The organism is Phenylobacterium sp. (genome assembly GCF_046463815.1).
GTDB lineage: Bacteria > Pseudomonadota > Alphaproteobacteria > Caulobacterales > Caulobacteraceae > Phenylobacterium.
The window spans coordinates 92,789-110,339 of the sequence record NZ_JBKBRO010000008.1 but is presented as its reverse complement, the minus strand read 5'-3'; the positions used below and the strand labels follow the sequence as shown (position 1 = coordinate 110,339).

Sequence of the window (17,551 nt, the reverse complement as noted above, 5' to 3'; positions counted from 1 at the left end):
CGGTCCCGCGCCCGCAGATGGGCCGCGAGGAGACGCCATGCTGAACGTCCTGAGGCGCGGAACCCACGGCTTCCAGACCGAGAGCGCCGGGGCCGACTGGCGGCCCGGTCCGGACGTGGTCTGGATCGACCTCGTCCGTCCGACGCGGGAGGAGGAATTCGCGGTCGAGACGGCGCTGGGCCTTGAACTGCCCACCCGCGACGAGATGGAGGCGCTGGAGCCCTCCACCCGCCTCTACCAGGAGGACGGGGCGACCTTCATGACCGCCACGCTGCTCGCCCACAGCAGCGCGCCCAAGCCCCACGCCACGCCGGCGACCTTCGTGGTGGGCAAGGGCGTCCTGGTCACGGTCCGCTACGAGAAGCTGCGCGCCTTCGAGGTGTTCGGCGAGCGGGTGCGGGAAGGCGAGGCCCAGTCGGCGGTCTCGGCGCTGCTCGGCCTGCTGGACGCTGTCGTCGAGCGCCTGGCCGAGGTGCTGGGCCGCGCCGGCGACTCCGTGGAAGCCGCGTCGCTCTCGATCTTCCAGCGACCGCAGAGCGGCAACTTCCGCCCGCTGCTCACCGACCTCGCCCACGCCCAGTCGGTGATCGCCCTGACGCGCAACAGCCTGGTGAGCCTTGCCCGCCTGCTCAGCTTCGCGGCCCTCGCCCCGGAAATCTCGGGCGATCCCGAGCGCCGGGCCCATCTGGACTCGCTGCAGCGCGACGCCCAGTCGCTGACCGAGCACGCGAGCTACCAGTCCAGCCACGTCTCCTTCCTGCTGGACGCGGCGCTGGGCCTGATCAACATCGAGCAGAACGGCATCATCAAGTTCTTCTCCGTGGTGGCGGTGGTCTTCCTGCCGCCGACCCTGGTGGCCTCCATCTACGGCATGAATTTCGACCGGATGCCCGAACTGCACTGGCCGCTGGGCTATCCCTTCGCCCTGGTCCTGATGGTCATCTCGGCGGTGCTGCCGATCCTGTGGTTCAAGCGGCGGGGCTGGCTCTAACCCTCCGTTAGGGTTGCCCCGCAACCGTTCCTTAAGCGCGGCGCGTGAAGGTCCCCGCCGAAGGTCTTCATGCAGTCCCAGGCTCAACAGCACCATCTGGCCATCGACGCCCAGACGCTGCACGACGCGTTGGAGGCGCATCGGCGCTATCTGGCCGGCCGCTCGGGCGGGCGGCGCCTGTCCCTGACCTACGCCGATCTCTCGAACTGCTCGCTGGAGGGCGTCGACCTGCGCGACGCCGACCTGTCGGGCGCCAAGCTCGAGGGCGCCATGCTGTCCAAGGCCAACCTGGCGCGGGCCATCCTGTTCGGCTCGGACCTGCGCGAGGCCGACCTCCGCGGCGCCAACATGAAGCGCGCCGACCTGCGCGGCGCCTGCCTGAAGGGCGCGAACCTCTCGGGCGCCGACATGGCCGGCTGCGACCTGCGCGAGGGCCGCATCGCCCTGCAGGACAAGCTCGACGGCTTCCGCATCCTGCGCCACGAGCACCGGCCGGGCGAACTGAACTATGCGGTGCTGTCGGGGGCGAACCTCGCCGGCGCCCAGATGGCCGGCACCATCGCCATGGCCAGCGACTTCACCGACGCCAACCTGGCGGGCGCGGTCCTGGCGGGCGCGCGGCTGACGCGGGCGGTGCTGGACGGGGCGGACCTGTCGGGCGCGGACCTGGGCGGCGCCGACCTCACCGGCGCCTCGATGAAGCGCGCCGTGTTGGCCGGGGTGAACCTGGAGCAGGCGAGGCTGGAGGACGTGGACCTCTCGGAGGTGCTGCGCGCTCCGCCCCCCATCGTCTACGTCGATGACCGGGCCCTGGACGAGATCCTCGCCGACCACGAGACCTACTGCGACAGCGACGGCGCGCGCGGCAAGGTGATGCGCCTGGAGCAGGTGGACTTCCGTCCGCTGAAGGCGCTGAAGCGCCGCAAGCTGACCGCGCTCGCCGCGCCGCGCTCGATCTTCTTCGGCATGGATCTGGAAGGCGCCCAGCTTCAGGGCGCGGACCTGTCGGGCTGCGATTTCCGGGGCGCGAACCTGCGCGAGGCGGACCTCAGGGGCGCGAAGTTCACCGACGCCCAGCTCGCCCGCGCCGACCTGCGGGGCGCGCGCATGGGGCCGCTTATGATCGCGCCGGGCCGCTTCGTGCGCACGGACTTCACCCGCGCATCCCTGCGCGGGACCGACCTGCGGGGCGCGTCGGCGGTGAAGGCCCGGTTCCTGGAGGCCGACCTGAAGGCCGCCCAGACCGACGGCTGCGACCTGACCGGCGCCGAGCTGGAGGTCTAGCTGTGGAGCCTCAACAGGTTGTCCCGATCCAAGCCGAGTCGGCTGATGGGCGTCTGTGATTTTATCCCGCCGTGCGGCCGATGCCAGTTGTAGCGGTGCAGCCAGAGCGGCAGCTCGACAGCGCGATGGGCTGAGGTGGGGTAGGCCTGGGCGTAGGCCCATTCTCTGAGCGCGGTCTGGATGAAGCGCTCGGCCTTGCCGTTGGTCTTGGGCGTGTAGGGCCGGGTGCGGATATGCTTCAGCCCGAGCTCGGCGCAGGCTTTGCGGAAGGCGCGGCTTCGGTAGCAGGAGCCGTTGTCGGTCATCACCCGCTGCACGCTGACGCCGAGGCTCGCCAGGTAGGCGACCGCCGCCCGCAGGAAGACGACCGCGCTCTGCTTCTTCTCGTCGGGCAGGATCTGGCTGAAGGCGATGCGCGAGGCGTCGTCGACGCAGACGTGGACAAACTCCCAGCCCGCGCCGCGCGAGCGGCCGGCCTGGCGGTCGCCCGTGACGCGGTGGCCCTCGGCCTCGAAGCGGCCGAGCTTCTTGATGTCCAGGTGGATCAGCTCGCCGGCCTGCTCGCGCTCATAGCGCACCACCGGCGCCGCCGGCTCCAAGTCCTTCGCCCGGCTCAGTTTCGCCTCGCGCAGGATGCGGCTCACCGTCGAGGCCGAGACGCCGGTCTCGCGCGCGATCTGCTCGCCCGTGCGCCGCTCGCGACGCAGCGCGATGATCCGTTCCACCACGGCCACTGGGGTCGGATCGCGCAGTCGCGCGGGCCTGGAGGATCGGTCCTCCAGGCCCTTCGGACCCTGGGCCTCGAACCGCTCCACCCACTTGTAGACGGTCTTCACGTCGATCCCGAAGGCGGCGGCCACCGCCTTCACCGCCTGGCCTTCCTCCAGCACCCGCCGCACCAGTTCGGCTCGACTGGCCGGCGTCGTGCGGGCATTCTTGTGCAAGTTCATCCGATCCTCCGACTCGCTGAAGCGTCGCAACTCCAGCCTCCTCGGTCAGGATCGGATGGACAACCTACCTGCAGCTCACATCTAGCTCACATCTCCTTGCGGAGCGGGGCGAGGTCGGGGAAGTCGCCGTCGCGCTTCTCGGCCTTGGCCTTGAAGGCCTCGGCCATGTGGGGGCCTGAGAACATGCCCGTCTGCCAGACCGCGATGTAGTCCAGGGCGTCGGCGATCGAGTGGTCGCGGGCGTAGTTGATCATCACCTTCGAGCCGGTGACGGCCAGCGGGGCCTTCGAGGCGATCTCGCGGGCGGTGGCGAGCGCATGGTCCAAGAGCTGCTCATGGGTGTCGAACACCTCGTTCACGAGGCCGATCTCCTTGGCCTTCTGGGCGGGCAACTTGCGGCCGGTGTAGGCGAGCTCGCGCACCCAGCCCTCGGGGATCAGCTTGCACAGGCGGGGGAAGGTCCCGACGTCGGCGGTCATGCCGATGTTGATCTCCTGGATCACGAAGAAGGCGTCGGACGTCGCGTAGCGGATGTCGCAGGCGCTGGTCATGTCGACCGCCCCGCCGACGCAGCCGCCCTGGATCGCCGCGATCACCGGCATGCGGGCCTGGTCGAGGCATGAGAAGGCGTCCTGCAGCAGCTTGACGTGGAAGCGCATGGCCTCGGCGTTGACGTGCTTGTCCTGCGAGGCCGGCGCCGAGGTCGAGCCGCCGCCCTGGAACACCGCCAGGTCCATGCCGGCGCAGAAGTGCTTGCCGGTGGACGAGATCACGATGCAGCGGGCGCGGGCGTTGTCGCTGATGTCGCGCACGATCAGGGGCAGCTCGTTCCAGAACGCCCGGACCATGGTGTTCAGCGCCTCGGGGCGCTTCAGCCGGATGTGGGCGACCTTGTCCGCGATCTCGACGTCGAAGCAGGTCCAGTCGGCGGCGGTCACGTCGATCGGGGCGGGGGCGTTCATGGGCGTCTCCTTACGAGGCCCCGATCATCGGCCTCTGACGCGCGGTAAGCCAAGGGGGGCGCTACAGGTCCTCCACCTCGAAGGGGGCGGCCTCGCACATGCGCTCGGCCACGATGCGGCGGTGGCAGCCGCAGGCCTGCGCCTCATAGCAGAGGAGCGCGGCCTTGCGGCCCTTGGCGATCTCGACCGCCTGGGCGAGCTGGAGCTGGGCGGCGGGCTCCTTGAGATGCTCCTCGTAGATGGCGCGCATCTCGGCGGTGCGGCCCTTGCGGGCGGCGTCGCGGCCGGGCTTGGGCGTGCCCAGGTCGCGCAGGTGGACGTAGCCGATGCCGGCGTCCTCCAGGCTGGCCGACAGCAGGCCCTTGGAGAAGCCGGCGCGCCGGGAGGCGGCGATGGCGCGCACGTCGATCACCACCTCGACGCCGGCGGCCTTCAGCTTCTGGATCACCGCGGCCTGCGGGGCCGCCTCGTAGCCGATGGTGGCGAGCTTCATCGTCTTGAAAAGCCGGGCTGAGGCCACCAGTTCCGGACTGGCGCCTTGGACTGCGGCGTCGCCGCGCTTAGGTCCCCCATCATGACGACGCGCCGGCCCTTCGGCCAGAACTACGCCTGGGTGGTGGCGGGGGTGATCTTCCTGTCCCTGCTCGCCGCCGCCGGCCTGCGCTCGGCGCCCGGCGTCCTGCTGACACCCCTGCACGAGGCGTTCGGCTGGGAGCGGGGCCAGCTCTCGGCGGCGGCGGCCATCGGCATCTTCCTCTACGGCCTGGTGGGCCCCTTCGCGGCGGCCCTGATGCAGACCCTGGGGCTCAAGCGCACCCTGCTGGCCGGCCTCGTGCTGATGAGCGCGTCGACGGGCCTGAGCCTCTTCATGACCGAGCCCTGGCACTATGTGGCCACCTGAGGCGTGCTTTCGGGCTTCGGCAGCGGGGCGGTGGCCCTGGTGCTGGGAACGGCGGTGGTGAACCGCTGGTTCGTCGCCCGGCGAGGGCTGGTCATGGGCCTGCTCTCGGCCAGCACGGCGACGGGCTCGCTGATCTTCCTGCCGGCCATGGCGGCGCTGGCCCAGGCCGGCGGCTGGCGGCCGGTGGTGATCGCCGTCTCGGCGGCCTCGGCCGCCCTGATCCCGCTCGTCCTCCTGCTGCTGCCCGAGCGGCCCGCCGACATCGGCCAGAAACCCTACGGCGCCGCGGACGCCCCCGACGACGCCCCGCGCGGCCGGGCCATCGACGCGGTCAGGCTCGCCCTGGGAACGCTGGCGGGCGCCGCCCGCACGCCGGCCTTCTGGCTGCTGTTCGCGACCTTCTTCGTCTGCGGCTTCACCACCAACGGCCTGGTGGGGACCCACCTGATCTCGCTCTGCGCCGACAAGGGCCTGCTGCTGATGCAGGCCGGCGGCCTGCTGGCGCTGATGGGCCTGTTCGACATGGTGGGGACCACGGCCTCGGGCTGGCTCACCGACCGCTACGATCCGCGCAAGCTCCTGTTCGCCTACTATTCGCTCAGGGGCCTCTCGCTGATGGCCCTGCCGTTCCTGACCTTCGACGCCTTCAGCCTGACGATCTTCGCGGTGTTCTACGGCCTGGACTGGCTGGCGACGGTGCCGCCCACCGTCCGGCTGGCCAACGAGAACTTCGGCGAGCGCAACGCCCCCATCGTCTTCGGCTGGGTGGCGGCGGGCCACCAGGCGGGCGCGGCCACGGCGGCCTTCCTGGGCGGGGTGCTGCGCGACGTCCAGGGCAGCTACCTGCAGGCCTTCGTGCTGGCGGGCGTCCTGGGCCTCTTCGCCGGGGCCGCCGCCCTGTGGATCGGCCGCGGCGACCGCGAGGCGGTTCCCGTCGCCGCCTGAAGGGCCGCGTGACGCTGGGGCACGGTTTCGCTTCCCGGCCGGTCGGCTATAGGGACCCCATGGACGCGATGGACGCCAAGGTCGAGTACGAGCCGCGCCCCGGGCGGGTGCCGCTCAAGAGCCGGGGCGGCGAGATGGCCTTCCTGGACTTCGGACCGCAGGACCGGCCGGTCGACATCGTCTTCTCCCACGCCAACGGCTTCAACGCCCGCACCTACCGGACCATCCTGGCGCCTCTGGCGGACGAGTTGCGCATCCTCGCCATCGACCTCAGGGGTCACGGCGCGAGCACGCTGCCGGCCCATCCGGACGACCGCGAGGGCTGGCACGAGTTCCGCGACGACCTGCTGGCCTTCCTGGCCGCCGCGACCGAGGACCCCGTGGTGCTGGCGGGGCATTCCATGGGCGGCACCTCCAGCCTCCTGGCGGCGGCGGCCGAGCCCGACCGGGTGAAGGCGCTGGCGCTGATCGACCCGGTGATCTTCTCGCCCGACATGCTGGTCGGCCGCTCGCAGGACAATCCCGAGATCGCCGAGAGCCCGCTGGTCCAGGGCGCGCTGCGGCGTCGCCGGACCTTCCCGAGCAAGGCCGCCGCCCACGAGGCCTACGCGGGCCGGGGGGCGTTCAAGACCTGGCGGCCCGAACAGCTCGCCGACTATGTGGAGGCCGGGTTCCGCGAGACGCCCGACGGCGAGGTGACGCTGACCTGCGCGCCGGAGTGGGAAGCCTCGAACTTCCGGATGCACAACTACGACCCGTGGGCGGCCTTCCGCGACAGCCGCTGCCCGATCCGCATCCTGAAGGCCGAACATGGCTCGACGGCCCGGCTGGAGGGTCACGAGGCGGAGCTCGCCGCCACGGGCCGGATCGCAGTCGAGCTGGTTCCCGGGACCAGCCACTTCCTGCCGATGGAGCGGCCGCAGAAGGTCCGCGAACTGCTGGCGGCTACAGCGAAAGACCGCTGATCGCGTCGGCCTCGACCCGGGCGAGCTCCTCGTCCGAGAGGGTGACGATCTTCCGCGTCTCCAGGTCGAAGGAGACGGCGATGGCTTCGGCGCTGCCCCAGGGCCTGCCGGTGGCGGGATCGAGCAGCCAGTGGACCAGCCGCCGGAAGCGCGCGTCGCCGCCCGCCGAGCCCGAGCGCAACTCCACGCGGTCGCCGGCGCGGGGCCAGTCGTGATGGATGAGCCGGTACTCCAGCGCCGCCCCGCCGATCCGGCGTTCGTCCCCGGCGCCCGGGCGCCTGCCCTCGAAGAAGTGCGGGATTCCGTCCGAGATGCGGGCCATCATAAGCTCGGTGCGCATGCGGCCGAAGGCGTCGCAGTCGGCCGTGCGAATGGCGCCCAGGGCCGTGCGCTTCAGGCCCAGTTCCTCGGCGCGGGCGAGGCTCGCCTGGGTCTGCACCGGATCGAGCCCGATGGAGCGAGGCCGCGCCTTCTCCGGCACGTCCATGCGCAGGGCCTCGGCGCGGGCCAGGATGCGGTCCGGCCAGGGGAAGGGGCGTCCCTCCTCGGCGGTGGCGTGGGCGACGACGGTCTGGAAGCTGGCGGCGATCTCGCCGTCCTTGTGCAGCATGAGCAGCAGCAGGCGCGCGTGGTCCTCGCCCAGCTCCACCACCCCGCCCGTCATGTGCAGCGGCGCGCCGGGGTGCGCCTCCTTGAGGAAGCGGATGTGCTGCTCGCGGACCACGAGCGTCGCGCGGGCGTCGGGGGCGAAGGCGTGCGGCATGCCGAGTTCGGCGGCGAGGCCCGCCAGGCCCTCCATCGACTTGGCCACGTAGAAGCCGACGTTCAGGTGGCCCATGGCGTCGCACTCCCAGGTCGCGACGCCGCCCCGCCAGACTTCCACCCCCGCTCCGCTCACCGGCCGCTCCCCCTGACTTACCGCCGGTAAGTCTAGGGGGCGTCGGGGCGGCGAGCTAGCGCGGCTTGCCCTCGGACGGATCGCCGCCCGGACCCATCCGGCTCGCCTTGGCCGAGGGCGGGACGGTGGCGTCGCCGGCGCCCTGCCGGGGCTCGGGATTGCCGACCTTCCCGAAGGCGCGCGGCTCGGCCTCCACCGCGTCGTCCTGGCGGACCGCCGGATAGCGCTCCGCGCCCCGGGCGTTATCGGATGCGCTCAGCGGCTGGGCGGCGTTCTCGCGCCGGCCTTCGCTCTGGATCTCGTCCTTGCCGGCCATCGGCTCCTCCTGAGGTCGTTCGGGAGCAAAGCGCGGGGACCGGGGCGATGTTCCGCCCCGCGTCCAGGCCCGCCTCGCGACCGTAACTCGGCTGTGGCAAGGTAGGGCGGAGGAGCGACGACATGGCCGACATCCCCCGTCCTGGCCGCGCGCCGGGCCGCATGCTGGTCCGCCGGCACGCGGCGGTCACGCGCATCGCCCACTGGCTGAACGTGCTGGCCGTCAGCCTGCTCTTGATGAGCGGGCTGCAGATCTTCAACGCCCATCCGGCGCTCTACTGGGGCCAGGCCTCGACCTTCGCCGCGCCCTGGGTCTCGGTTGGGATGCGCGAGGTCGGCGGCGAGCCACGCGGCATGACCCAGGTCGGCGCATATCGTTTCGACACCACCGGCGTGCTCGGCTGGACGGGTCCTGAAGGCGCGCGGGAGAAGCGCGCCTTCCCGGCCTGGGCGACCATCCCCAGCTACAAGGACCTGGGCAGCGGCCGGCGCTGGCACTTCTTCTTCGCCTGGCTGTTCGCCATCAACCTCGCCGTCTACCTGGCCTGGAGCCTCGTCTCGGGCCACCTGCGCCGCGACCTGTGGCCGAGGCGCGACGAACTGCGGCCTCGCAATCTGATCCACGAGATCGCCACCCACGCCCTGCTCCGGTTCCCCAAGGGCGAGGCGGCGCGGCGCTACAACGTGCTGCAGAAGGGCGCCTACCTGGGCGTCGTGCTGGTCCTCCTGCCGCTGATGGCCGTGACGGGGCTCTGCATGTCGCCGGGCTTCAACGCCACGGTTCCCTGGCTGATCGACCTCTTCGGCGGGCGACAGTCGGCGCGGACGATCCACTTCCTCAGCGCCGGCCTGATCGTGCTGTTCGTGCTCGTGCACCTCGTCATGGCCGTGGCGTCGGGATTCTGGAACAACCTGCGGTCCATGATCACCGGCCGCTACGCCATCGAGTTCGGAGAGGAACGCCCATGAGCGGACCTGACCGCCGTGGCTGGCTGAAGGCGGCCGGCGCCTCGCTGGCCGGCCTGTGGCTAGCCGGCTGCGACCGGCTGAACGCCAGCCCCGGCTTCACCCGCCTGCTTTCGACCGGCGAGGACCTGACGCGTCGCGCCCAGCGGCTGGTCACCGACCGCAAGGCCCTGGCCCGCGAGTTCGCCCCGACCGACATCTCACCGGACTTCAAGGCCAACGGCTCCACCGATCCTCGCGACCCCGAGTACCTGGCCCTGAAGGCGGCGGGGTTCGAGGGCTACCGGCTGGTCGTGGACGGCCTGGTCGAGCGACCGCTGAGCCTTTCGCTGGCCGAGTTGCGGGCGCTGCCGGCGCGGAGCCAGATCACCCGGCACGACTGCGTCGAAGGGTGGTCGTCCATCGGCAAATGGACGGGGGCCAGGCTAGGGCCGCTGCTGGACCGGGCGGGCCTGAAGCCGCAGGCGCGCTACCTCGTCTTCCACTGCGCCGACACCCTGGACCCTTCAGCGCCGCCGGGCGAGGGCCGCTATTACGAGAGCATCGACCTGATCGACGCCTACCACCCGCAGACCATCCTGGCCTACGCGATGAACGACGCGCCGCTGCCTGTGAAACACGGCGCGCCCCTGCGCCTGCGGGTCGAGCGCCAGCTCGGCTACAAGCACGCCAAGTACGTCATGCGCGTCGAGGCCGTGGACGACTTCGCCCGCTTCGGCGACGGCAAGGGCGGCTTCTGGGAGGACCGCGGCTACCAGTGGTACGCGGGGATCTGAGGCGGCGGTTTCCTTCGCGGCGCGCCCGCGTAGATTGGCGCCTCGAATCCTGAGGAGTCTCTCCCATGTCCCAGAGCCCCTGGTCCCCGAGCCCCACCCACCACGTCCGCAGCGCCGGCGTGGCCGACGACATCGACTTCGACATCAAGGGCCAAGAGCTGCAGTTCCTGGAGATCGAGCTCGATCCGGGCGAGAGCGCCGTGGCCGAGGCCGGCGCTCTGGTCTGGAAGGACGCCAGCGTCCAGATGACCACCGTCTTCGGCGACGGCTCGGCCGGCCAGGGCGGGTTCATGGGCAAGTTGCTGGGCGCCGGCAAGCGGCTGATCACCGGCGAGAGCCTGTTCACTACGGTCTTCACCCACACGGGCCAGGGCAAGGCGCGCGTCGCCTTCGCCTCGCCGACGCCGGGCGCCATCCTGCCGCTCCGCCTGGGCGACCTGGGCGGGACGCTGATCTGCCAGAAGGACAGCTTCCTGGCCGCCGCCCGCGGCGTCTCCATCGGCGTCCAGTTCCAGCGCCGGGTGATGACCGGCCTGTTCGGCGGCGAGGGCTTCATCATGCAGCGCCTGGACGGCGACGGCTGGGTGTTCGTCCAGATGGGCGGGACGCTGGTGGAGCGCGAGTTGCGGGCCGGCGAGGAGATCCACGTCGATACCGGGTGCCTCGCCGCCTACACGCCCAGCGTCGACTTCGACCTCGTCATGGCCGGCGGCGTGAAGAGCGTCTTCTTCGGCGGCGAGGGGCTGTTCTTCGCCAGGCTGCGGGGACCGGGGAAGGTGTGGGTCCAGTCGCTGCCGTTCTCCAGGCTGGCCGGCCGCATGCTCGCCGCCGCCGGGGGGTATGGCGGGCAGAACCGTGGCGAGGGCTCGATCCTGGGCGACCTCGGCGACCTGATCGGCGGTAACCGGTAACGGCGGGGCCGTGGCCATGATCCCCGCCCCGCCCCGGTTCCTGCTGTTCCTGGGCCTTCTGGCCGCGGGGTCGGTGACGGCGTTGGCGGCGGGGGTCGCGCCCACCCTGGCGTTCCTGACGGGCTTCGACATAGGCGCCGTCGCCTTCGCCGTCTCCATGCTCCCGGCCTTCATGAAGGGGGACGCCGAGAGCCTGCGCCGAAAGGCGGCTCGGGAGGACGCCGGGCGGCCCCTGGCGCCGGTGATCTCGGCGGTGGTGATCGCGGCGATCGTCCTGGCGGTGGTCAGCGAGGCCGAGGCGGCGCGGGAATCGCCGGTCCTCCTGACCGTCGTGCTGGCGTCGCTCGCGCTCGCCTGGACCTTCGCCAGCCTGGTGATGGCGATTCACTACGCCCACCTCTACTACGATGGCCGCGCGCCGGAGGGCGGCCTCCTGTTTCCCGGCGGCGGCGCGCCCGACTTCGGGGACTTCTGCTATTTCGCCTTCACCCTGAGCGCGACCTTCCAGGTCTCGGACGTCCAGATCGCCGAGCGCCGGCTGCGCCGGCTGGCGCTGCTGCACGGCGTGGGCGCCTTCCTGTTCAACATTGGCGTGGTGGCGCTGACCGTGGGCGTGGCCGCCTCGGTCCTCGTGGGGCGCTAGGCCCCTGGAACGGGAAAGACCCCGGATCGCTCCGGGGCCTTCGTTGTCGCTACTTCTGGAACAGGTCGTTCCAGCGGCGCTTCTGGCGGGTCTTCCAGGCGCCCAGGTGCCAGGCGTTGGAGGCGATCAGCGGGACCACGGTGGTGGCCTCGGCGAACACCATCTGCTCCCAGGTGACGTCCACCTTGCCCCACGAGCAGGCCTCCTTGAGCGTCGAGGACGAGCAGGCGCCGTCGCGCACGTCGGCCACCGTGATCTGGATGGCGTACTTGTGCATGTCGACCTCGTGGCCGAGGATCTCGGCGCAGACCACGGTGTCCTGGGCGAAGTTCTTCGGCACGCCGCCGCCCACCATGAACAGGCCCGTGGCGCCGGCCTTCAGCTTGATCTCGGTGAGCTCGCGGAAGTCGGCCACCGCGTCGATGGTCATGTACGGCTTGCCCGCCTTCATCCGCTCGACCTGGTGTTTCACCAGGCCGAAGCCGGCCGATGAGTCCACGAACGCCGGGCAGAAGATCGGCACGCCCTCCCGATAGGCGACCTCGATCAGGCTGTCGGGCTTCTTGGCGTTGCCGGCCGCCAGCCACTTGCCCATCTCGTAGATGAACTCGCGGCTGGAGTAGGGGCGCGGCTCGAGCGCCTCGGCGATCTCATAGATCGTGGCGTCGCAGGCCTGCAGCTCCTCCTCGTCGATGTAGGTGTCGTAGATCCGGTCGATGTAGAGGTCGCGCAGGTCGCGGTCGTCGACGTTCGACTGGGCCTGGTAGTGCTTGAAGCCAAGCGCCTCGAAGAAATCCATGTCGACGATCGAGGCGCCGGTGGCGACCACGGCGTCGATCATCCCGTACTTCACCATGTCGCGGTAGATGTGCATGCAGCCGCCGGCCGAGGTGGAGCCCGCCAGCGTCAGCCAGGTCGAGCAGTCCTTGTCCTCGAGGCTCATCTGCCAGATGTCGGCGGCACGGGCCGTGTCGCGGCTCGTGAAGCTCATCTTGCGCATGGAATCGATGATCGGCCGGGCGTCGTACTGGTCGATCGCCACGTGCTCGACGGTGTTGGCCAGGAGCTCGGCCTTGCGGTTCGAGTTCACGGGAGCGTTCATTCTCAAAGTTCCCTTTGGGTTTGATCGCCCGTCGTCAAAAGGAAAGGCGCGACCGGGACGGAGCGACCGGCCGCGCCTAATAGCACGTCGAAGATGGCGGTTTTACCGCTTGCGGCCCTTCTTGCCGGCCGCGCCCTTGGGACGCGACAGGCGCACGACCTTGCGCTCATCCTCCTGGCGCTCGCGCGGCAGGCGGATGGAGCGGCCGGCCAGGCCGTACATGGAGGCCATGGGCGCGTCGCCCACCATCGCGGTCTCGGTGTCGCCGAAGCCGTTGAAGCGGGTGTTCATGGCGATCCCGTAGGCGCCCAGCATGCCGATCTCGACGTAGTCGCCTTCGCGCACGTCCTCCGGCAGCCAGAACGGGCCCGGCATGTAGTCGATCGAGTCGCAGGTGGGGCCGTAGAAGCGGAACGGCTTCAGGCCGGCGTCCACCTCGTGGGCCCCGGGCCCCTCGCCCCGGTACAGCTTCACCGGGAAGGGCCACTTCACGTGCGCGGCGTCGAACAGGCTGCCGTAGCCGCCGTCGTTCAGGTAGAGCGCGTCGCCCTTCCGAAGCTCGACCTTGACCAGCACGGAGGAGGCTTCCGCCACCAGCGCCCGGCCGGGCTCGCACCACAGCTCGGTGTCCTCGTGGACGCTCATCTCGGCGAAGCCGCGATGGATGGAGTCCACGTAGTCGGCCATGTCGGGCGGGACCATGCCGGGATAGACCGACGGGAAGCCGCCGCCCACGTCCACCACGTCGACCAGGACGCCGGCGCGGACGATGGCGCGGTTGGCCTGGGCCATCGCCGCCTGGAAGGCGGTCGGGCGCATGCACTGGCTGCCCACGTGGAAGCTGACGCCCATGCGGTCCTGGGTCGCGCGGCGGGCCGCCAGCAGGAGGCTGGGGGCCTCCCAGGCGTCGACGCCGAACTTGCCCGACAGCGAGTAGGAGGCGCCCTCGGCCTGGACGCCCAGGCGGACGATCAACGACAGGTCGTCGGCGCCGCCCGTGGCCTCCAGGATCTTCTGGAGCTCCTCATGGGTGTCGAGGGCGAAGGTCTTCACGCCATGGTCGAAGTAGGCCTCGGCGATCGCGCGCCGGCTCTTCACCGGGTGCATGAACGCCAGCCGCGCGCCCGGCGCGTGCCGGGCCGCCTGCTCGATCTCGGGGACCGAGGCCACGTCGAAGGACATGACGCCGCTCTTCGCCAGGGTCTCGATGACCCACGGCGAAGGGTTCGCCTTCACGGCGTAGAAGACGTCGCCTTGAAAATTGTCCTGGAACCAGCGCGCCGCTACGGCCACCGCATCCGGCCGCGCAAGGGCGACAGGACGTTCCGGGGACCGCTCACGGACCAGGTCCAGGGGCGTATGGTACGTGTGCACCTCACGCAACCCCCAACGGATTGTTGAACCCAGACCGGCGTTAGCAGCGCTTTTTAGGACATCGGGTCCGCCGGAAGCCGCGCAAATAGGGATATCTGACCCCGATGTAAAGGGACTTGGTCCCCGCGACATCCCGGCACTTGGCGGAACATCGGTATTTAACCATGGGGGTGTGGCGGGACGAACTCAGTAACGACCAAGGACTTCGGCTCGACGATTCGCGGATTTCCTGGCCGCGAGCGGCCGCCAGCCCCTGATTCCGCTCGAAAAACCGCTCGCGAGCACCAGCCGCGCGCCTGAGTCGCCGTCGTCGCGTTCTGTCTGCTGGACCGGGGCTAGGCCGCCATGTCATGAAGCCGTCGCAGGCCGGGGCGATCCAGGGGGGTCGCCTGTCTCTGCGTACGCGTGATCGGGAAAGCGCCGCCCTCCATGTCCGACGCCGCCGTTCTGTCGATACGGAACGCCTCCAAGACCTTCGGGGCCCGCCGGGCGCTGGACAAGGTTTCCCTCGATGTCCGCAAGGGCGAGATGATCGCCCTGATCGGCCCCTCCGGTTCGGGCAAGTCCACGCTGCTGCGCTCGATCAGCGCGCTCCAGACCATCGACGCCGGCGAGGGCCGGATCGAGGCGTTCGGCGCGGCGGTGCAGGAGAACGGGAAGATCGCCGCCAGCGTGCGCAAGGCGCGCACCCGCATCGGCATGATCTTCCAGCAGTTCAACCTGGTGGGCCGGCTGAGCCTGTTCAGCAACGTCGCCCTGGGTTCCCTGGGCCGCATCCCGGCGTGGCGTGGCGCGCTCGGCCTGTGGCCCGCCGAGACCAAGGACGCGGCCATGGCGGCGCTCGCCCGCGTCGGCGTCGCGGACTACGCCGCCCAGCGGGCCAACACGCTCTCCGGCGGCCAGCAGCAGCGGGGCGCCATCGCCCGCGCGCTCGTCCAGAAGGCCAAGGTGATCCTGGCCGACGAGCCGGTGGCCAGCCTCGACCCCGTCTCGGCCCGCCGGGTCATGGAGATTCTTCGCGAGCTCAACGCCTCGGACGGCCTGACGGTGGTCGTCACCCTGCACCAGGTGGACTACGCCCTGCGCTACTGCGAGCGCGTGGTGGCCCTGAAGGCAGGCAGGATCGTCTACGACGGCCCGGCGACGGGCCTGCGCCGCGAACAGCTCATCGACATCTACGGACCCGAGTTCGAGGACGTCTTCTGGGAAGGAGCGCCCCAATGATCCGCCGCACCCTCATCGGCGCCGCCCTGATGGCGACGCTGGCCCTGGCCGCCTGCGGGGAGGCCGGGCAGAAGGCCGCCTCGGGCGCCCAGCCCAAGGAACTGACCTTCTCGATCCTGTCGGCCGAGAACCAGCAGTCGATGGGCCCGCTGTGGGACCCGCTGCTTGAGGACATGTCCAAGCAGATCGGCGTGAAGGTGAAGCCCTACTTCGCCACCAACTACACGTCGCTGATCGAGGCCATGCGCTTCAACCAGGTGCAGCTCGGCTGGTTCTCGGCCCTGCCGGCGCTGGAGGCCACGCGCCGCGCCGACGGCGAGGTGATCGGCCGGGTGGTCGACGCCGGCGGCGCCGATTCCTACACCTCGGTGCTGATCGTGCGGAAGGGCAGCGGGATCACGCTCGACGACGTGATGAAGTGCGACAAGCGCTTCTCCTTCGGCCTGGGCGACGCCAAGTCCACCTCGGGCACGCTGGCGCCGATGGCCTATTTGTTCACGCCGCGCAACATCGAGCCGGCCAAGTGCTTCAAGGCCGTGCGCTCGGCCAGCCATCAGGCGAACGTCTTCTCGGTGGCCAACGGCGTGCTGGACGTGGCGACCAACAACTCGGTCGGCCTGCTCTTCGCCCGTCGCGAGAACCCCGAGATGATGAAGAACATCGAGGTCATCTGGACCTCGCCGCCGCTGCCGGAGTCCTCGATCGTGGTCCGCAAGGACCTGGACCCGGCGCTGAAGGAGAAGATCCGCCAGTTCTTCCTGACCTACGGCACGGGCACGGACGAGGTGGCCCAGAAGCAGCGCAAGGTGCTGGAAGGCCTTACCTACGGCGGCTTCAAGCCGGCCGACAATTCCTACCTCGACCCGATCCGGGAGATGGAGGCGGCCGAGAACCTCGCCGACGCCCGCCGCTCGGGCGACAGCGCCCGCATCCGCAAGGCCCAGGCCGAGTTCGACAAGGTCCGGGCCGAGGCGGCCCAGAAGCGCGCCGTGGAGCCGAACATCTGATGAGCCAGGCGCCCTCGACGCCCGCCGCCGTTCCGGCCGCGCCCCGCCGCACGCTCGCCCAGCGCGGCCCCGACGTGCTGGTCTGGGGCGGGGTGATCCTGATCCTGCTGATCAGCTTCGGCCCGGTGGAGATGAACAACTTCGGCAAGTTGTTCACCAACTCGGCCAACATGCGCCAGTTCGGCCAGGAGTTCCTGAAGCCCGACTTCACCGACTGGAAGCTCTACGTCTCGAAGATGTGGCTGACGGTGCAGATCGCCATGTGGGGCACGGTGCTGGCCGTGGTCCTGGCGATCCCCTTCGGCCTGGCCTGTGCGCGCAACGTCTCGCCGGTCTGGCTGCAGCAGCCGATGCGCCTGCTGATGAACCTGCTGCGCTCGGTGCCGGACCTGGTGCTGGGCACCCTGTTCCTGGTGGCGGTGGGCCTGGGGCCGTTCGCCGGCGTCATGGCGCTCGCCATCAACACCGGCGCGGTGCTGGCCAAGCTGTTCTCCGAGGCCGTGGAGGCCATCGACAAGGGACCCGTGGAGGGCGTCCGCGCCACGGGCGCCACCCCGCTGCAGGAGGTGATCTGGGGCGTGATTCCGCAGGTGGCGCCGCTGTGGACCAGCTACGCGCTCTACCGGTTCGAATCCAATTCGCGCTCGGCCACGGTGCTGGGCCTGATCGGGGCCGGCGGCATCGGCCAGCTGCTGTTCGATGCGCTGAACGCCTTCGCCTACCACCAGCTCTCGGCGATCATCATCGTGATCATCGTGGCGGTCAGCCTGATCGACCTGCTGTCGCAGGCGATGCGGAGCCGCCTGCTCTAGCCGTTCGGGTTGAAGGCGGCGATCAGCAGCTTCAGCTCGGGCTCGTCCACCAGCTCGGCCGCGTGGGCGGGCGCCGTCCAACGGCGCTCCCGCTGGTCCATCTCGGGCCAGGCGGGGTGCTCCTCGGCCACCAGCAGGGGAAAGACGCGGACCCGGACGTGCTGGGTCCGGCCGCTGCGCAGGCGCTTGTCGTAGTGATAATCGCCCACGGCCTTGCCCATGGTTCCGGAAAGCCCCGCCTCCTCGAAAGCCTCCTGGGCGGCGGCGGCGGCGGGCTTCAGCTTCTTGATCGGCCACCCCTTGGGGATGACCCAGCGGCGGGTCTCGCGCGAGGTGACCAGCAGCACCTCCACGGCGCCCTCGGGCGTCCGACGCCAGGGCAGGGCCGCATACTGGGTGCGAGGTTCCCGATCCGGCTCCGGCCGGGTCCTCTGCCTGATCTTGGTCATTCGGCTTGCTGGTTTCCGCGGGGCTGGCGCACGAGGCGGTACGACGTATGCGGACGGTCTTCGGAAGTAAACTCCT

20 protein-coding genes are annotated in these 17,551 nt (G+C 70.4%); 12 read left to right on the top strand and 8 right to left on the bottom strand.

Going from position 1 to position 17,551, the window contains the following annotated elements; all coding sequences use genetic code 11:
* The first annotated feature begins 37 nt into the window (after positions 1-37).
* A complete protein-coding gene (locus ACK4TT_RS07160) occupies positions 38-991 on the top strand; it encodes a magnesium transporter CorA family protein (protein ID WP_409637675.1) in 954 nt (317 codons plus the stop codon).
* A gap of 69 nt (positions 992-1,060) precedes the next feature.
* A complete protein-coding gene (locus ACK4TT_RS07155; protein WP_409637672.1) occupies positions 1,061-2,275 on the top strand; it encodes a pentapeptide repeat-containing protein in 1,215 nt (404 codons plus the stop codon).
* Here the strand turns inward: ACK4TT_RS07155 and ACK4TT_RS07150 are convergent.
* The 3 genes from ACK4TT_RS07150 to ACK4TT_RS07140 all read right to left on the bottom strand — a co-directional run bounded on the left by ACK4TT_RS07150 (position 2,272) and on the right by ACK4TT_RS07140 (position 4,680).
* Positions 2,272-3,225 (bottom strand): IS481 family transposase, encoded by a 954-nt coding sequence (locus ACK4TT_RS07150; protein WP_410212696.1) that lies wholly within the window; start codon positions 3,223-3,225, stop codon positions 2,272-2,274. The two genes, ACK4TT_RS07155 and ACK4TT_RS07150, sit on opposite strands and share 4 nt — an antisense overlap.
* A gap of 86 nt (positions 3,226-3,311) precedes the next feature.
* Complete coding sequence (locus tag ACK4TT_RS07145) at positions 3,312-4,187, bottom strand: crotonase/enoyl-CoA hydratase family protein (protein WP_409637364.1); 876 nt, start codon at positions 4,185-4,187, stop codon at positions 3,312-3,314.
* 61 nt (positions 4,188-4,248) lie between these two features.
* Positions 4,249-4,680 carry a DUF488 family protein gene (locus tag ACK4TT_RS07140; protein ID WP_410212695.1) on the bottom strand — a complete coding sequence of 144 codons (432 nt, stop codon included), beginning with the start codon at positions 4,678-4,680 and terminating at the stop codon, positions 4,249-4,251.
* An 81-nt stretch (positions 4,681-4,761) separates the two neighbouring features.
* On the opposite strand from ACK4TT_RS07140, the gene ACK4TT_RS07135 reads away from it, so the two are divergent.
* The 3 genes from ACK4TT_RS07135 to ACK4TT_RS07125 all read left to right on the top strand — a co-directional run bounded on the left by ACK4TT_RS07135 (position 4,762) and on the right by ACK4TT_RS07125 (position 6,998).
* Positions 4,762-5,088, top strand: a complete 327-nt coding sequence (locus tag ACK4TT_RS07135) for a hypothetical protein (protein ID WP_410212694.1) — start codon at positions 4,762-4,764, stop codon at positions 5,086-5,088.
* A 3-nt stretch (positions 5,089-5,091) separates the two neighbouring features.
* Positions 5,092-6,033, top strand: a complete 942-nt coding sequence (locus tag ACK4TT_RS07130; protein WP_410212693.1) for an MFS transporter — start codon at positions 5,092-5,094, stop codon at positions 6,031-6,033.
* 68 nt (positions 6,034-6,101) lie between these two features.
* Positions 6,102-6,998 carry an alpha/beta fold hydrolase gene (locus tag ACK4TT_RS07125; protein WP_409637651.1) on the top strand — a complete coding sequence of 299 codons (897 nt, stop codon included), beginning with the start codon at positions 6,102-6,104 and terminating at the stop codon, positions 6,996-6,998.
* On the opposite strand, the gene ACK4TT_RS07120 is transcribed toward ACK4TT_RS07125, so the two are convergent.
* Together ACK4TT_RS07120 and ACK4TT_RS07115 are read right to left on the bottom strand one after the other, a co-directional pair.
* Complete coding sequence (locus ACK4TT_RS07120) at positions 6,979-7,896, bottom strand: thioesterase family protein (protein ID WP_409637373.1); 918 nt, start codon at positions 7,894-7,896, stop codon at positions 6,979-6,981. The genes ACK4TT_RS07125 and ACK4TT_RS07120 overlap by 20 nt on opposite strands.
* Before the next feature lie 55 nt (positions 7,897-7,951).
* Positions 7,952-8,212 carry a hypothetical protein gene (locus ACK4TT_RS07115; protein WP_409637376.1) on the bottom strand — a complete coding sequence of 87 codons (261 nt, stop codon included), beginning with the start codon at positions 8,210-8,212 and terminating at the stop codon, positions 7,952-7,954.
* Between the two features lie 122 nt (positions 8,213-8,334).
* Between ACK4TT_RS07115 and ACK4TT_RS07110 the strand changes: the two genes are divergently transcribed.
* The 4 genes from ACK4TT_RS07110 (at position 8,335) to ACK4TT_RS07095 (ending at position 11,507) form a co-directional block, all read left to right on the top strand.
* Positions 8,335-9,180: a cytochrome b/b6 domain-containing protein gene (locus ACK4TT_RS07110; protein ID WP_409637379.1), complete on the top strand. Its 846-nt coding sequence runs from the start codon at positions 8,335-8,337 to the stop codon at positions 9,178-9,180.
* Complete coding sequence (locus tag ACK4TT_RS07105) at positions 9,177-9,953, top strand: molybdopterin-binding protein (protein ID WP_409637382.1); 777 nt, start codon at positions 9,177-9,179, stop codon at positions 9,951-9,953. Before ACK4TT_RS07110 ends, ACK4TT_RS07105 begins: the two co-directional genes overlap by 4 nt.
* Positions 9,954-10,018: 65 nt before the next feature.
* Positions 10,019-10,864 carry a TIGR00266 family protein gene (locus ACK4TT_RS07100; RefSeq protein ID WP_409637384.1) on the top strand — a complete coding sequence of 282 codons (846 nt, stop codon included), beginning with the start codon at positions 10,019-10,021 and terminating at the stop codon, positions 10,862-10,864.
* Positions 10,865-10,880: 16 nt separating this feature from the next.
* On the top strand, positions 10,881-11,507 hold the full coding sequence (locus ACK4TT_RS07095; RefSeq protein WP_409637654.1) for a DUF1345 domain-containing protein: 627 nt from the start codon (positions 10,881-10,883) through the stop codon (positions 11,505-11,507).
* A gap of 49 nt (positions 11,508-11,556) precedes the next feature.
* On the opposite strand, the gene ACK4TT_RS07090 is transcribed toward ACK4TT_RS07095, so the two are convergent.
* The gene (locus ACK4TT_RS07090) at positions 11,557-12,609 is read right to left on the bottom strand and encodes a 1,9-bis(guanidino)-5-aza-nonane synthase (RefSeq protein ID WP_409637387.1); all 1,053 of its coding nucleotides are present in this window, start codon (positions 12,607-12,609) and stop codon (positions 11,557-11,559) included.
* Positions 12,610-12,711: 102 nt separating this feature from the next.
* On the bottom strand, positions 12,712-13,983 hold the full coding sequence (locus ACK4TT_RS07085) for a type III PLP-dependent enzyme (protein ID WP_409637390.1): 1,272 nt from the start codon (positions 13,981-13,983) through the stop codon (positions 12,712-12,714).
* A gap of 429 nt (positions 13,984-14,412) precedes the next feature.
* Between ACK4TT_RS07085 and phnC the strand changes: the two genes are divergently transcribed.
* The 3 genes from phnC to phnE are packed head-to-tail and all read left to right on the top strand — an operon-like array spanning position 14,413 to position 17,026.
* Positions 14,413-15,207 (top strand): phosphonate ABC transporter ATP-binding protein, encoded by a 795-nt coding sequence (phnC, locus tag ACK4TT_RS07080; RefSeq protein ID WP_409637393.1) that lies wholly within the window; start codon positions 14,413-14,415, stop codon positions 15,205-15,207.
* Complete coding sequence (phnD, locus tag ACK4TT_RS07075) at positions 15,204-16,214, top strand: phosphate/phosphite/phosphonate ABC transporter substrate-binding protein (RefSeq protein ID WP_409637396.1); 1,011 nt, start codon at positions 15,204-15,206, stop codon at positions 16,212-16,214. Before phnC ends, phnD begins: the two co-directional genes overlap by 4 nt.
* Positions 16,214-17,026 (top strand): phosphonate ABC transporter, permease protein PhnE, encoded by an 813-nt coding sequence (gene phnE, locus ACK4TT_RS07070; protein WP_409637399.1) that lies wholly within the window; start codon positions 16,214-16,216, stop codon positions 17,024-17,026. Before phnD ends, phnE begins: the two co-directional genes overlap by 1 nt.
* Here the strand turns inward: phnE and ACK4TT_RS07065 are convergent.
* Complete coding sequence (locus ACK4TT_RS07065; RefSeq protein WP_409637402.1) at positions 17,023-17,475, bottom strand: NUDIX hydrolase; 453 nt, start codon at positions 17,473-17,475, stop codon at positions 17,023-17,025. The two genes, phnE and ACK4TT_RS07065, sit on opposite strands and share 4 nt — an antisense overlap.
* Between the last annotated feature and the right edge of the window lie 76 nt (positions 17,476-17,551).